Genomic DNA, 14,921 nt, shown 5'->3' with positions numbered 1-14,921 from the left:
CCGGTAAAACAAAACACCCGGATAGTTTAAGTCTATCCGGGTGCAAAAAAAATAAGTTCTTAATTATTTTGCTTTCAGCAAGTCCCTGATTTCTGCAAGCAGTACCTCTTCTTTTGAAGGTGCCGCAGGCGCAGCAGGCGCTGCTTCTTCCTTACGTTTCATAGCGTTCATTGCCTTAACGAGCATAAACACCGCCAAAGCAAGCAACAGGAAGTTAATGGCTACAGTAATAAAATTACCATAAGCAAAAATTACAGTATCGGGAACCTTTTTGGCATCCGCAAGTGCCAGTCCTTCAGTTACTGTCCCTTTTAAAACCACATACATATTGCTAAAATCAGGAGATCCTATCACCGCTGAAATTAAAGGCATAACCAAATCGTTCACTACACTGTCGATGATTTTACCAAATGCCCCCCCGATGATCACACCGACAGCCAGGTCCATTACATTGCCTTTAATGGCGAATTCTTTAAATTCTTTTACAAATCCCATATCATAGTTGTTTTTAGTTTAAACTAATTTATAAAAATCATACCATAAATCCGGAAAGCTATGTTAAAAAAGCATTAACCTTAAAAAATTTTCCAGTGATTATCCAGTAATTGTCCAGTGATCGTCCAGTGATTGTCCAGTCTGAACTGTATAATTATTGTTTAATTATCGATTGATGAACTTATAACTTTTTTCTGTTATGTAAGGTTTGCAGCAGATTTTAACAATCCTGAAAAGGAATATAATTTTCCGGATTACTTTTATCTGTCCGAAATGTGTATTTTTGGAGCGGGTACATAAATACCTGCTCATCATTTTATGCTAAAACAACATCTACAACAAAAATTACTTCAGAAGTTATCGCCACAGCAAATTCAGTTTATTAAGCTGCTGCAGGTACCAACGGTTGCTTTAGATACACGCATAAAGGAAGAACTGGAAGAAAACCCAGCTCTTGAAGATCCCAGCTTGATGATTGCTGAGGAGCCGAAAGGAGAATATGATGATCTGAACGATACCCCGGAAGATTTTGAAGCCGGCAGCGGTGAAGAAAGTGCCGATGAGTTTAACGTTGATGATTACCTGCAGGACGATGATGTAAATGATTACAGCACTTCGTATAATAACGGGGATGACGATGAAGAAAAAAAGGAAACGCCTATAGCTATAGAAAGCACGTTTTTCGAAAGCCTTCAGGAACAGCTGGACTTAGTCCCCCTCTCCGATCAGGATTTTATTATCGGCAAGCAGATTATAGGCAGCCTGGATGACGATGGTTATTTAAGGAGGCCTGTTACTTCCATGATAGATGATCTTGCCTTCTCGCAAAACGTAATGGTTGAAGAAGAAGATGTACTGGAAATGCTGAAAGTAATCCAGAATTTTGATCCTCCCGGCATTGCTGCCAGAGACCTTCAGGAATGCCTTACCTTGCAGTTGAAACGTAAGGACCCAAATAACCCCATCATTCAGAAAGCAATTCTCATCGTTGAAAATTACCTGGATGAATTCACCCGTAAGCATTACGACAAACTTGAAAAATCTTTAAACCTGAGTAGTGAGGATTTAAAAGAGGTGGTTGCCGAAATCCTGCGTTTAAATCCAAAACCCGGTGATTCTAACCAGGTTACTACGAAACAACTGCAGATCATCCCCGATTTCCATGTCAGCAATAATGATGGGGTGCTGATCCTGACCCTGAACTCAAAAAATGCACCCGAGCTTAGGGTAAGCCGCTCCTATATCGATATGTTTGACCACTACGATAAGGCTGCGCAAAAAGACAAGAAGATGAAGGAAGCCGTTCAGTTTGTAAAACAGAAGCTGGATTCGGCAAAATGGTTCATTGATGCCATCAAACAAAGACAGCAAACCCTTCTTAAAACCATGAATGCCATTATGCAATACCAGTATGAGTATTTGCTGACCGGTGACGAGCGTAAGATGCGCCCAATGATCCTGAAGGATATTGCAGATAAAATAGACATGGACATTTCGACGGTCTCACGTGTGGCCAACTCCAAATATGTACAGACCGAATTTGGTACTTTCCTGCTAAAATCCTTCTTTTCGGAGGCCATTCAAACAGAGAGCGGCGAAGAGGTATCCAATAAAGAGGTGAAAAAGATCCTGGAAGATTGTATCGGAAACGAAGACAAACGTAAACCACTGGCAGACGAAAAGCTAACTGAAATCCTTAAAGAAAGAGGTTACAACATTGCAAGGAGAACAGTAGCCAAGTACCGCGAGCAGATGAACATTCCGGTGGCCAGGTTGAGAAAGGAACTTTAACCCCTTACCACATCCTGGTACCGCTAAAAACCTCATAAACATTATTTAACTGCAGGCCCAACACAATTTCATGGCTCCCGTTGCTTACCTGGTTCAGTCCCGATGTGGTAAAATCGTAGGCATAGGTAAGGTTAATGAGTTTACTGATGTTAATTCCGGCCAGGGCAGAAAAGGAATCGTCTTTACGGTAGCTCCCTCCTACCCAGAACCTGTCTTTAAAGGCCATTTTAAGGTTTACATCTATTGAAGCCGGAGTTGGGCTAACCTGTTTAAACATAATTGAAGGGGTAGCGCTAATCACATCATCAATGTACATCCGGTAACCTGCAGTTACAAAAAAGTGTGGCACCTCTTTGCCGCTGTTATAATTAGGATCACTGGTAAAAGACAACTTTTGCGAGAGTACCTGCTGAACGGAAGCCCCCGCAAACAAACGTCCGCTATATAACCAAAGTCCAAAGCCCAGATCGGGCTTAAGCTGACTCAAAAGCTGGTTGGATACTGCCCTTTCATTGATCTGATCTTCAAAATGTAACGCATTTGCATCCAGCGCAATCCTGCTGATCCCTGCTGCAATACCTACAGAAAGGTTAAACGTGTTGCTGAGTTGCAGATGATAGGCATAGGTTAAACTGGCATCCAGGCGCGAAAGCGGACCGGTTTCATCGTAAACCGCTGTAACACCCATACCATGGTGGGCTGGAGAGGAGGTGTAGTTTTGCATGTAGTTTCGGCTCATGGGATCATCGCCCTTATCGGGCAGTGACAAGGCATTACGCCAAAGGTATCCACCTCCCAGGTTCCAGTGCGCGGTGAGAAATGAAGTTTGTGGTGCACCTTCAATACCCGCCCATTGCTTGCGAAAACCTGCTTTTACATCGGCATAATTTTCAATGCCGCTGATGGCAGGGTTCAATAGGTAGTTGTTGAACAAATACTGGGTATATTGAGGGCGCTGTTGAGCGGTGCATAAAACACCGTACGTCATTAATAATGTAATAAAGTAAATCCTAGCGCTCATTTATCGTACCAGTGTCAATGCACCCTTAATTATTTGTTTCCCGTTTTTTGGATCGATCATATAATAATATGTACCAACCGGCAATTGTTTTCCATTATAATTACCATCAAAAGGTATTGAATATCCCTGACTTGAAAAAATTTTTTCGCCATATCGGTTAAAAATATCAACTGCAACACCAGGATAAGTTTCGATATACTTTAAAACCCAGGTATCATTTACACCATCGCCATTCGGGCTAAAGGCATTGGCAGCATTTATGGAACTGACCAGATGTACCTTTACTTTAGCGGTAGTACTGCAACCCGATCCAGTGGTAACGGTTAAGGTATATTCGCGGTCTTCATCAATTTTAACCGTAGGGTTCAACACATCATCGCGGTCTAAACCGGCAGCCGGCAGCCATTTGTAACGCAGATTACTTCCGCTGGCCCGGGCATCTATCCTGATTTCGCCTCCCGAAAGCAAATAGATATCCCGCTTAAGGTCCAGTTCTGGTAAAGGATTTACCCTGATGGTTTGTGTAATGCTTTCTTCACAGCCTGCAGCAGAACTGTAGTGATAGGTTAAGGTATGGGTACCGACCCCTGCAAGCCGGGGATCAAAATCTCCATCAACACTAATGATACCCGGGCCAGAGTAGCTTGAATTTTGAGGAGGAATACCCAGGGTTTCTCTTGCGCTTTGTATCCGGAATACTGCAGAATTCAAGCATACAGGGGCAATAGGATCAAAAACCAATGCCGGAGCGGGATAAAGTGTAACATTCTCAATAAGGGGTTCAACGCAATTATCGCCCGAGTAGGCCAACAGCTTAATGGCTATGTTTTTGGGCATAGAACTGGTGGCCGGGGGCGGGCTAAGCTCATAAAACGCATCCGGTTCAGGGTCGTTTACGGTCAGTTGCGCTGCATCATCTATAAGCCAGACCAGTCTGATTATTTTCCCGCTGTTTATTGTCGATTTGTTTTGAACAGTAATTTTTCGGCTGCTGCAAAGCGCATTTCTGTTCACAACATCAAACACAGGTGTAATATGCCCTCCATTTACCGTAAACTGTTTGGAAACAGAAAATGAACAGCCATTGGCATTGGTTGCTGTTAATGTTACAGTATAATTGTTGCCTATGCGGTATTGGTGACTCCCATTGGTCTGGGTCGATACATTATCGGCAGCCAAAGCAGCCCCATCACCAAAATTCCAGGAATAAGTTAAACCTGTAATGCTGGCATCGGCATTTACCGATTTATTAGTGAACTGAGCTACATCATTAACACATACTGTTGGCAAGGTAAAATCAACAACAGGCAAACTGTGAATGACGACCTCCCTTTTTGCCGCCAGGCTCTGACAGCCATTGGCGGTTTGGGTAATCAGTGTAATGGTAAAAGTACCTGCGTTCTGGTAAGTATGTTTAGGGTGCTGTAGGGTTGATACCGCGGAGCCGTCACCGAAATCCCACTGCCAGGAAACCATCGGACCTGCAGCAGAGGATGAAGCATCAATAAAAGCAATTTCCTTGTTGACGCATCCGGTTGCCGGAGCAGAAAAAGCAGCATTGATTTTAGGACGGATACTAATTGTAAATGTTTTAACATCCGACATGCAAGCTTCATCAAGGCCGGCAGAAAGTTTTACTTCAAAGGATCCCGAGGAAGTATAAACATGTTTAGGGTTCTGCTCTGTTGAAGTACTGTTATCACCAAAATCCCATAACCACTTATTTAAAGCCCTGTTGTCTGGCAGATTTGAAGTACTGAGGTCCGTAAACTGGATTTCTGTGTCCGGACAATTGTCGGCAGCCACATTGAAGTCTGCTATAGGCAACGGAAACACGTCAAATGGATAGGTGAATTCAGCACCTTCACTCAGGCAGCCGCTCCCATTGTTGGGCAATTCTATTTTGATGACCACCTCATGTTGCCCCAATGCATAAAATGTAATGTTTTTATCATAGGTATATTCATAAGACAAACTGCCATCCGATGCCGTAATGATCCTTGGATTTAAAGTTCCTTCTTCTTCCGTTCCATCATCCAGTTTCCAGGTAATTTTAGACACCAGGTAGGGCAGGATGACTTTAAAATCTGACTCCTGTCCAACACAGGCGTTCTGGGCATCCCGTTGGGTAATTTTGTTGCTTACCAGGAAATAAGTATTGGCTGCAAGGTTGGTGCCAGCCGAATAGGCATAAGATTCATGAGCTCCAAAACCATAGGCTACAGCATTAAAACCTTCATTGGCGGTAAGGTAGGAACTGATATCTGTGATTTCGATCTGCGTGTAGGAATATGTTGGATTGGATGGTACAGGGTTCCAGGTTGCATTTACCGCCTGACCGTTAACCTTAAAAGTTGAGGTAGCAGTCGTTTTCATCAATACATTGATGTACCTATGATCAATATTCTGTTGATCGGAAGAAAATAGTGTGGTTGACTTGACGTTAAATTCGACAGGATTAAGGAGCACCATTTCCGGGTCACCAATTAACTCCTCGCCACTGCCAGATGAGCAAGCCTGGGTAAGCGAATACTGGGCCACACTTATATGCTTATTGGCTGTTATAAAAGAAGCCTCGGTAAGTTCCTGACTCGTGAAAAACTCTCCTTTACTTAAGGAAATTGCCTGGCCGTTAAACTGTACATTGGTGTTGTCTTGCCCGGCAAGTATCCTTACAATATAGCGCCGGTCTTTAAAAGGCGCAACGCCATAATTTTTGCCCCAACTACCAGGCGGGTACAATTGCTGGAAGAGCGGATCACGGGAGCCATTACAGCCTATGATGAGTGAGGTACTGCCCGAATAGGCGGCAAAACGTTTATTGCAGTTATCGGGTGAAGCGGGATCAATTTCTGCGTAAACACCAGTCAGGTCTTCGCGGTTGGCGGGCATGTATTCATATACATCTCCGGCATTTGCCAGGAGTACAGGAAAGGTGGTACCGTCCTTTCTATGAACAATAAGCCTGGTATCAGGATTTGCAGCAACCAGAACCAGGAAATTTTTACTGGTTTCCCTGTTGCTTTGGTCCTGTGTATAATTCATGGAATAATATTCCCTCCCCAAAGCTTCTATGGGAAGAATAAGTGAAGCTGCAGAACGTGCACCGGCATAGATGTGTTCAAATACGGCTACTTTTTCATGCCCAGGCGTAACCTGAACATGAATGCCTTTATTAGGAACACTTCTGTTAATATCAGTTATTTCGTCAAGATAGGCATCGGTCCTGGGCACATCAACCCATACAACCGTATTTGCCGGGACAGTTATAGGCGCAGTATTAAATGTCCCACAACTAACAGTTACTTCAGAAGCAACTTTAGCGGTGATATAAATACGTACATTAGCCAGGGCAGGTACTCCTGTATTGCCATTCCTGGAGGGGTCGTGACTGGGGAATACAGCCCAAAAATCTTTCCCTTCATTGGAAATGTTCTGGGCTTCCGCAGCAAAACACAGGAAGCAGGAGAGCATCCATAGTATTAAACCCCATCTATACATAACTTAGATATCCCTTAATAGGATATCTAAGATAACAGATTTTGTCGTAATAAAAATTCAAGTTGCTGGTTTGCAAGCAATAATTTTGCGGTCAGGTCCCTGTTCTCCTTGCGAAGCATGTAAATTTCATATGCCTTTTCAATATTGATCTTCAGATCTGCCTCCATCCATGGCTTTTGAATGTACCGGTAAACCTGCCCTTTGTTTATCGCATCAATTACGGCATCAATATCCGTATACCCCGTTAAGATCATCCTTATCGGATCAGGATGTTTCTCCAATATCGAAGCCAGGAACTCTACGCCCGTTGTTTTAGGCATTCTTTGGTCGGTGATGATGATATGAATTTCTTCTTTATCTAAAATAACTCTGCCTTCATCAGCAGACTCAGCGGTAAAAACATTATACAACCTCCTGTAAGTAGCTTTAAAGGCACTTAAATTATGAGGTTCATCATCAACATATAGGATATTCACATTCATTTGTTTGGAAATAAAAGTTAAAAATACTTTTTTATTATTACTCTTAAAAGCCTATTTTTAGTTCTTTCAATAATTTACCTATTTTTTTTTAATTTTATCGCATACATACATAAAGAAATGCAGTTCCAAGCTTATTCAGATACCAATTTTGAAGCACGAATCCATCAAACAAAACAACTCAATACCAGCTACAAACCCCTATTATTTAACACCAAAAACAGTACCGAAAAGCAAAATCTTGCAGATCTTTTAATTAAAAACCCGCACATACAGATTTTTGATACCATCCAGGCCCAGGTAACTGAACTGGTAAAATGCCTAAATCCCGGTATTGCCCCTGCTGCTGCAGGGCAACTGAGCAAAGCTCATTTTGGAAATATCCCTGCTGAAGACTACGGCCTGTGGGTATATTATCCCTGGTCCGAAAAACTGGTACACCTGCTGGATGAAGAAGAGTTTGCCGTTGTAAGAACAAACAGGAACAAACATAAAATAACTGCAGAAGAACAGCTGAGCCTTTCTAGTAAAAGGATTGGTGTAATGGGGCTTTCGGTTGGACAATCTGTTTCGTTGACCCTGGCTATTGAAAGGGGATTTGGAGAATTGAGGATTGCAGACTTCGATGAACTTGACCTTTCCAATTTAAACCGAATCAGAACGGGGGTACACAATATCCATCTTCAAAAAACAGTTATTGTTGCCCGTGAAATTGCAGAAATTGACCCCTACTTAAATGTAGTGTGTTTCCATGAAGGCATTACCGACCAGAATATAGATGCTTTTTTAACAGAAAATGGCAAACTGGATCTATTAATTGATGAATGCGATAGTTTTGATGTAAAAATTAGTGCCCGCGAAAAAGCGAAAGCACTGGGCATCCCTGTTTTAATGGAAGGCAGCGACCGCTGTACTATAGATATCGAGCGTTTTGACCTTGAGCCGGACAGACCCGTTTTACATGGTTATGTCGCACACATGGACATGGCTGCTTTCAAAAATCTGAAAAGCCTGGATGAAAAACTACCCTACATAGCCCCTGTAACGGGCGTAGAAACACTGTCTCCACGCATGAAGGCCTCTGCAATCGAAATCATGACTACCATTTCTACCTGGCCGCAGCTGGCCAGCGCGGTAACTTATGGAGGCGGAATTACAGCCGACCTTTCGAGAAAAATATTGCTTGGTGGTTTACGGGTATCCGGAAGGTTCTTTATTGATATGGACGAACTGATCTCTGATGAAAGTCCGGAGATAAAAACAAACGAGGAAAAAGCAGTTAAACAGCTGAATGTTTCGGAGGTTGAACAATTTTTATCAGACAGACAGATCGGAAGCGGGGCAAGTGGTGATGCGCTGTCTGAAGAACTTATCGGAGCGCTGATTGCAGCAGCTGGCAAAGCACCTTCGGGAGGCAATAACCAGCCATGGCACTGGCATTACCGGCAAGGAACATTGCATCTGTTTATGAACAGGAAAGTATCAGGTGCTTATTTAGACCCGGATTACATTTCCAGCTATACATCACTCGGTGCAGCCATTGAAAACCTGCTGCTGGAGGCAGCTGTAAACGGGCTGACTGTAACCTGGCAATTCACTCCCGAACATTTCCCGGAGCATATTGCGCTGTTCAGCTTTAAAACAGACGGACAAGCCAGTGAACAGGAAAAAAATCTGGCGGCACAGATTGCCAACAGACATACCAACCGCAACACCGGCCAGACTCAGGAAATCAGCGAAGCCGACCTTCAGGAGCTTCAAAATACAATTGCCGGCAGCGAAATTAACCTGCAATGGCTCAAAGGAGCCGAGGAAAAAACGGCACTGGGCGAAATCTCAGGCGAAGCTGATCTGCTTCGGATGTTTATTCCGGCAGCACATCATGATTTTATTGTAAAAGAGATGCGCTGGACCAAAGAAGAAATTACAGAAACTGAAGATGGTATAGGTATCAATACCCTTGACCTGAGCAATAACGATCAGATTGGATTAAGATTGATGAAAGATGAAAAGGCAGTTCAGTTCCTGAAAAAGATAAAAGGTGGCAGCGCCTTCAAAAAACTTGCATTAAAGCAATTCCAATCATCCCCCGCAATTGGCTTAATTACACTACCCGAAAGCAATCCTTTAAATTACCTGAAAGGTGGCATGGCGGTAGAGAAAATGTGGCTGGCAGCCACGGCATTAGGCTATCAAATACACCCCGTAAATGTTCCTTTAATCTTCTTTTACAAGAATAATTTTCAGGAATTAAACGATCTGCCGGAAGAAAATAGAAAGCAAATTTTCAATTTACATCAAAAATTCAAGCATTTGTTTAAAATAACTGATAATATTGCAGAAATATTTTTGTTTAGAATTTTTAAAGCAGAATCATCACCACAACGTACAATTAGAAAACCTTTAAATAAAACTTTGTCCATTGGAACAGCATAAACCGCAGATCAATAAGCTTTATTTTAAAGCTTTCAGGGCCGTAGACGATCGGGCGGCCTGCATGAAATTTATTGAGGGGCATACACACGTATTAGAAATATTTGGCATTACTAAAATTACTTCGGCAAAAATAGACTGGGTGCTGAATCCCGATGTTTATGCTGTACTGGTAAGCGCTGAGGAAAACGGCAAGGCCCTTGCAGGGTCCCGGATCCATCGCGCAAACGGCATCAACCCACTTCCTATTGAAGAAGCTGTAGGTTATATGGACGACAAAATACATACCATGGTAAGCGACCGGACGGCCAACGGCACAGGTGAGCTTTGTGGCGTATGGAATTCATGGGAGATTGCAGGTCTGGGTGTCGGCAGTCTGTTTTTAAGTCAGGTAAGTGTTGCCCTGTCCAGTCTTATCGGTTTAACCACGCTTTTTGGTTTAACAGCCCCCGCAACTCACCGGAATGCTGTGCGGGGTGGCTTCAGGGTGATTACCGAGATTGGAATAAATGGCCGTTTTTACTACCCGAAAGAAGATCTGACGGCAACAGCAGTAATTACTGATGAACTGGAAACTTTACCACTGGCGATTGATGAAGTACGCAACAACATCTTCTCTTTCAAAGCTAACCCGAAACAAATATTCCAGATCCCCAATAAGGCAAATGATGGTTTTATAGACGTCCACATCGATATTGCATTATGATCCTGAAGCACATTAGAAACCTGGCTGTATTAAGCCTAATGCTGCTCTCCGCATTTTTTAACCATGCCTCTGGACATCATATCCTGCTTGCAGACACAGACGATGCATCGAATGCACAGGCCCATAAACAGGATTCACTGGTAAACATCCTGCACTTTTCAAAGCTTTATATCAGTAAGTCTGATGCTATTGGTATCCATGCGGTAATTGCTAAAGATGCAGAGTTTCGTAAGCCGGCATCTAATATTATCAATATCGGTAATTATCCTCATCCGGTTTGGATAAAAACAGTTGTTCCATCTTATATAGACCTCACAAAATATGTAAATATCCTGATTGATCAACCCCGGTTAAAACAGGCAGAGGTTTATTTTGTAAAGGACAATAAAGTTTTAAAGAAATTTGAATACAACAATTATACCCTGGTTGCTTCCATGGAAAATTCAGGCAACCTCAAAACATTCAAAATCCCTAAGGACATTATCGCATCAAACCCTGTCATTTACATAAAACTGCATTCAGATGACGTGGTAATCTCCCCCGTTTTTATAAGTAAAAGCAGCAATCTATTAGAGCTTTTTTCACTAAGAGACGTATTTTTTGGGATTTACACCGGCATCATGATGATCATGTTTGCCTATAATCTCTTTCTTTTTTTTAGCGTAAAGGACGTCAGTTACCTGAATTACATATTTTGTATTCTGTTTACCTGGCTTACCCAAACTACTATACAGGGATATTTTGACAAATACTTTTACATAAACAGCCTCTGGTTTAACAGCATTTCAGTTATTCTTTTTTCCAACCTGGGGCTAATTGCTTCGATCCTGTTTACCAAATCGTTCTTAAACACGAAAAAAAACACGCCAAAGCTGCACACCATATTAAATATAATGCTCGTATTAACCGTAATCAGCACTATAGTATTGTTTATGGGTTATAAGAAGGTATCCTTTATTGGCATGCAGGTTTCTATTTTTGGAGGATCCATCGTTACCTTCATCAGTGCCTTAAATGCATACTTTAAGAAGAACTTTAAACCAGCAGGTTATTACCTGGCCTCCTGGTCGTTCCTGTTTATAGGGATGATGATCTTTATTCTGAAAGATTACGAGATCATTAAATATTCTATTTTTTCTACTTATTCTGTTCAGTTTGCATCGGTCCTGGAAGTGTTATTGTTATCATTTGCATTGGCCGACAGGATCAATTTCTTTAAAAATCAGAATGAATTAGCGCAGAAACAAGCTCTGATGGCACTTAAAGAAAATGAACGCCTGGTAAGAGAACAAAATATTGAACTGGAAAACAAAGTAAATGAGCGTACCATCGAATTACAAAATACCAATTCGAGTTTAAATGTGGCGCTCACCAATTTAAAGGATACCCAGTCACAGCTGGTTGATGCGGAAAAAATGGCTGCATTAGGTCAGTTAACTGCCGGTATTGCACATGAGATCAACAACCCGATAAATTTTGTGACCTCTAACATCAAACCATTACAACTGGATATAGACGACCTGAAAGAGATCATCCATCGGTATGAACAGGTTGATTATACTTCAGCTAACGCGGCCGAGCAGTTGCAGGAGATTGATGCCTTTAAGAAACAGATAGACCTTGACTTTATCAATAACGAAATAGAGAGTTTGCTGGTTGGGATAACAGACGGTGCTAAAAGAACAGCTGAAATCATCCGAAGCCTGAGAAACTTCAGTCGTTTGGACGAAGATGACCTGAAACCTATCGACCTGAACGAAGGGCTGCAATCTACCCTGGTCCTTGTAAAAAACACGATGCCAGACAACCTGACTGTTGTTAAAGATTTAGGGAACCTTCCAAAAGTGGAATGTCTTCCCGGAAAAATAAACCAGGTATTTATGAACCTGATTTCCAATGCCATTCAAGCCATCAAATCGAACGGCAAGAACAGAGAGGAAGAACAGCTGACCATCCGTACCTGGTATGAAGAAAATATTGTTAAAATAAGCATCAAAGATACCGGAACCGGTATGACAGATGAAGTTAAACATAAAATATTTGAACCTTTTTTCACTACAAAAGAAGTTGGAGAAGGAACAGGCCTCGGTTTATCAATTGTTTTTAGTATTATTGAGAAACATAAAGGTCATATCGATGTTCTCTCCGAGGTAGATCAAGGTACAGAATTCATCATTACATTACCTGTAAATACTAAATAACAACGCCCGTACTATGAGTGCACCCAATGTAAGAGTTCTATATATTGATGATGAAGAAAACAACTTGCAGGCATTTAAGGCAAGTTTTAGAAGGCAATATGAAATATATACCGCAATATCTGCTGCTGATGGTTTAAAGATTCTGGAAAATGTTTCTGTACATGTTATCCTGGCCGATCAGAAAATGCCCGGCACCACTGGGGTAGAGTTCTTTAAAAGCATTACAGATACCTATCCTGATCCCATCAGGATACTTTTGACAGGATATACAGATATTGAAGCACTTGCCGATGCCATTAACCATGGGGATATCTACAGATATATCACAAAACCATGGAATGATCTGGAGTTGCACAATTCCATTAAAAATGCTTACGACGCATACCGGTCTAAAATTGACCTCAGAAATAAAATGGCCGAACTTGAAAAAACAAATGATGAACTCAACAGGTTTATTTACAGTATATCGCATGAACTGAGGGCACCATTGGTTTCGGCGATGGGTATTGTTAACCTGGTAAAGATGGAAGGCATGTTCGAATCAAGCGGTGAGTACTGGAGTCTGATTGAAACCTGTTCCAATAAACTGGATTACTACATCCAGAAAACACTTCAGTATTATAAAAATAACAAAACTGTTTCTGAACATACCCTGGTAGATTTTAATAAACTGGTACCCGAATTGATCGACCTGTATTCGTATGCCGATAAAGAAACTACGTTTAGTACTAATATTGAGCAGGAAGTTCCTTTTTACGGGGATGCGTTCCGGATAGAAGTGATACTTGGGAATCTGATTTCGAATGCCATAAAGTATCAGAAAGAAACCGAGGCAAATAAAAAGGTAAACATACATATTGAAGTAAGAAAAGATCTGGCTGAAATTTCCATTCACGACAATGGAATGGGTATCCTGAACGAACACCTGGAAAAGATATTTACCCAGTTCTTCAAAAGTAAAGTTAACCATGGTAGCGGATTAGGCTTATTCATTGTCAAAGAGGCATTAAATAAGATTAATGGAAAAATAGCCGTAAGCTCTGATCCAGCTGAGGGCACTACCTTTAAAATAACCATCCCCAATGTTAAATAGCCATAGAACAGTATTATTGATTGATGACAATGACGTAGATCTCACTATCAATTCAAAAATCATTAAGATCTCAAACCTCTTTGACGAAATTGTAGTATGTCAATCCGGAGACGAGGGGCTTGCCTATTTAAACAGGTGCCTGAGTGAGGAGAAAAAACTACCAGATTTTATTTTACTGGATATACAAATGCCCGATATGGATGGCTTTGAGTTTTTAGAACTTTATAAAAAATTGCCTAAACAACTTACCGGGAAATGCCTGATTGCAATGCTTTCATCAACCCTTGATTTTGGGGACATAAAAAAAGCTGAAGCCAGCCTGCACGTGGTAAAACTATTGAGGAAACCGCTGTTCCCAAAAGAACTGGAAGATCTTTTAAAGAAACACTTTAGTTCTTAGAAGCCTCTGGTAGAGGCTTTTTTTATGCATATTAAACTGCCCACTTGTATTCTTTTTTGTTATTTTAGCTACAGAATAATATTGAACTATGAGCGAAGAACCGGTTAACGAATCATTTGGTATTTTAAGAAGTTTAAAAAAACTAATTTTTGTGGATAGCAACGAGACTACCGATCCGGAACTAAAACCGGGAGTAACTACACCAGTACCTGAAACAAAATCAAAAGAAAATGTAACTACTGCCACACAAACTGATCTAACGCAAAATACGGCGGAGTTACCAGCAACAGATTTGAAACAAATGAAGATTAAGGTATTGGAAATCCTGGAACAAATGAACCAACCAGGGATCGACTTTTTTGAAGTTTGGAATGCTGCCGCAGAAATGGGCAGTGTTGACGCTGGCTCCATTAAAGCAGCTTTCACTTCTTTGAAGTATGTAGACAAAACCCTGGACAAGAACAAACTGATCAGATCAGCGCAGTATTATTCGACTGAACTTAAACAGGTTATAGATAAGGAAACTGAGCAAAAACAACAGCAAAAACAAAATATCGAAAAAAATCTGGTTGCAGAAAAAGCAAACTTAAGTGATGAGATACAATTGCTTGAAAAAAACATTGCTGAATTACAGCTGAAATTAAGTACAAAACAAAAAGACCTGAAAGAAATCAATGTTAGGTATACTCCGCAGCTCCAGGACATTGACCATAAAATTGCGATTGGCAACACTGCTGTAACCGAAGTAATTAATGATATCAAAAATGCCTTGAGCATCATTGAAAGTAATATAAACTAAAA

Annotated in this window: 11 protein-coding genes; 7 read left to right on the top strand and 4 right to left on the bottom strand. The window is 41.3% G+C overall.

Annotation, left to right across the window (positions count from 1 at the left end; all coding sequences use genetic code 11):
* Window positions 1–63: 63 nt before the first annotated feature.
* On the bottom strand, window positions 64–495 hold the full coding sequence (gene mscL, locus ABIE26_RS02785) for a large conductance mechanosensitive channel protein MscL (RefSeq protein ID WP_310140282.1): 432 nt from the start codon (window positions 493–495) through the stop codon (window positions 64–66).
* A 318-nt stretch (window positions 496–813) separates the two neighbouring features.
* Here mscL and rpoN point away from each other — a divergent pair, with 318 nt between their 5' ends.
* Entirely contained in the window at window positions 814–2,286 is a 1,473-nt protein-coding gene (rpoN, locus tag ABIE26_RS02780; protein WP_310140285.1) for an RNA polymerase factor sigma-54, read from the top strand.
* Between the two features lie 4 nt (window positions 2,287–2,290).
* On the opposite strand, the gene ABIE26_RS02775 is transcribed toward rpoN, so the two are convergent.
* The 3 genes from ABIE26_RS02775 to ABIE26_RS02765 are packed head-to-tail and all read right to left on the bottom strand — an operon-like array spanning window position 2,291 to window position 7,290.
* Window positions 2,291–3,307 carry a PorP/SprF family type IX secretion system membrane protein gene (locus tag ABIE26_RS02775; RefSeq protein WP_310140288.1) on the bottom strand — a complete coding sequence of 339 codons (1,017 nt, stop codon included), beginning with the start codon at window positions 3,305–3,307 and terminating at the stop codon, window positions 2,291–2,293.
* Window positions 3,308–6,808: a PKD domain-containing protein gene (locus ABIE26_RS02770; protein WP_310140291.1), complete on the bottom strand. Its 3,501-nt coding sequence runs from the start codon at window positions 6,806–6,808 to the stop codon at window positions 3,308–3,310. It abuts the gene before it with no gap.
* A gap of 26 nt (window positions 6,809–6,834) precedes the next feature.
* On the bottom strand, window positions 6,835–7,290 hold the full coding sequence (locus ABIE26_RS02765) for a response regulator (RefSeq protein ID WP_200815707.1): 456 nt from the start codon (window positions 7,288–7,290) through the stop codon (window positions 6,835–6,837).
* 117 nt (window positions 7,291–7,407) lie between these two features.
* Here ABIE26_RS02765 and ABIE26_RS02760 point away from each other — a divergent pair, with 117 nt between their 5' ends.
* The 6 genes from ABIE26_RS02760 to ABIE26_RS02735 all read left to right on the top strand — a co-directional run bounded on the left by ABIE26_RS02760 (window position 7,408) and on the right by ABIE26_RS02735 (window position 14,919).
* Window positions 7,408–9,723 carry an Rv1355c family protein gene (locus ABIE26_RS02760; protein WP_310140294.1) on the top strand — a complete coding sequence of 772 codons (2,316 nt, stop codon included), beginning with the start codon at window positions 7,408–7,410 and terminating at the stop codon, window positions 9,721–9,723.
* Window positions 9,710–10,426, top strand: a complete 717-nt coding sequence (locus ABIE26_RS02755) for a hypothetical protein (RefSeq protein ID WP_310140296.1) — start codon at window positions 9,710–9,712, stop codon at window positions 10,424–10,426. Before ABIE26_RS02760 ends, ABIE26_RS02755 begins: the two co-directional genes overlap by 14 nt.
* A complete protein-coding gene (locus ABIE26_RS02750) occupies window positions 10,423–12,627 on the top strand; it encodes a sensor histidine kinase (protein ID WP_310140299.1) in 2,205 nt (734 codons plus the stop codon). Before ABIE26_RS02755 ends, ABIE26_RS02750 begins: the two co-directional genes overlap by 4 nt.
* Window positions 12,628–12,640: 13 nt before the next feature.
* On the top strand, window positions 12,641–13,720 hold the full coding sequence (locus ABIE26_RS02745) for a hybrid sensor histidine kinase/response regulator (protein WP_310140302.1): 1,080 nt from the start codon (window positions 12,641–12,643) through the stop codon (window positions 13,718–13,720).
* Window positions 13,710–14,120 carry a response regulator gene (locus ABIE26_RS02740; RefSeq protein WP_310140304.1) on the top strand — a complete coding sequence of 137 codons (411 nt, stop codon included), beginning with the start codon at window positions 13,710–13,712 and terminating at the stop codon, window positions 14,118–14,120. Before ABIE26_RS02745 ends, ABIE26_RS02740 begins: the two co-directional genes overlap by 11 nt.
* An 88-nt stretch (window positions 14,121–14,208) precedes the next feature.
* Window positions 14,209–14,919: a hypothetical protein gene (locus tag ABIE26_RS02735; RefSeq protein WP_310140306.1), complete on the top strand. Its 711-nt coding sequence runs from the start codon at window positions 14,209–14,211 to the stop codon at window positions 14,917–14,919.
* The last annotated feature ends 2 nt before the right edge of the window (window positions 14,920–14,921 follow it).

It is taken from the genome of Pedobacter africanus (genome assembly GCF_040548825.1).
In the GTDB taxonomy this organism is placed as follows: Bacteria; Bacteroidota; Bacteroidia; order Sphingobacteriales; family Sphingobacteriaceae; genus Pedobacter; species Pedobacter africanus_A.
The sequence above is the reverse complement of the archived record's forward strand: the minus strand, read 5'-3'. Positions and strand labels throughout refer to the sequence as shown.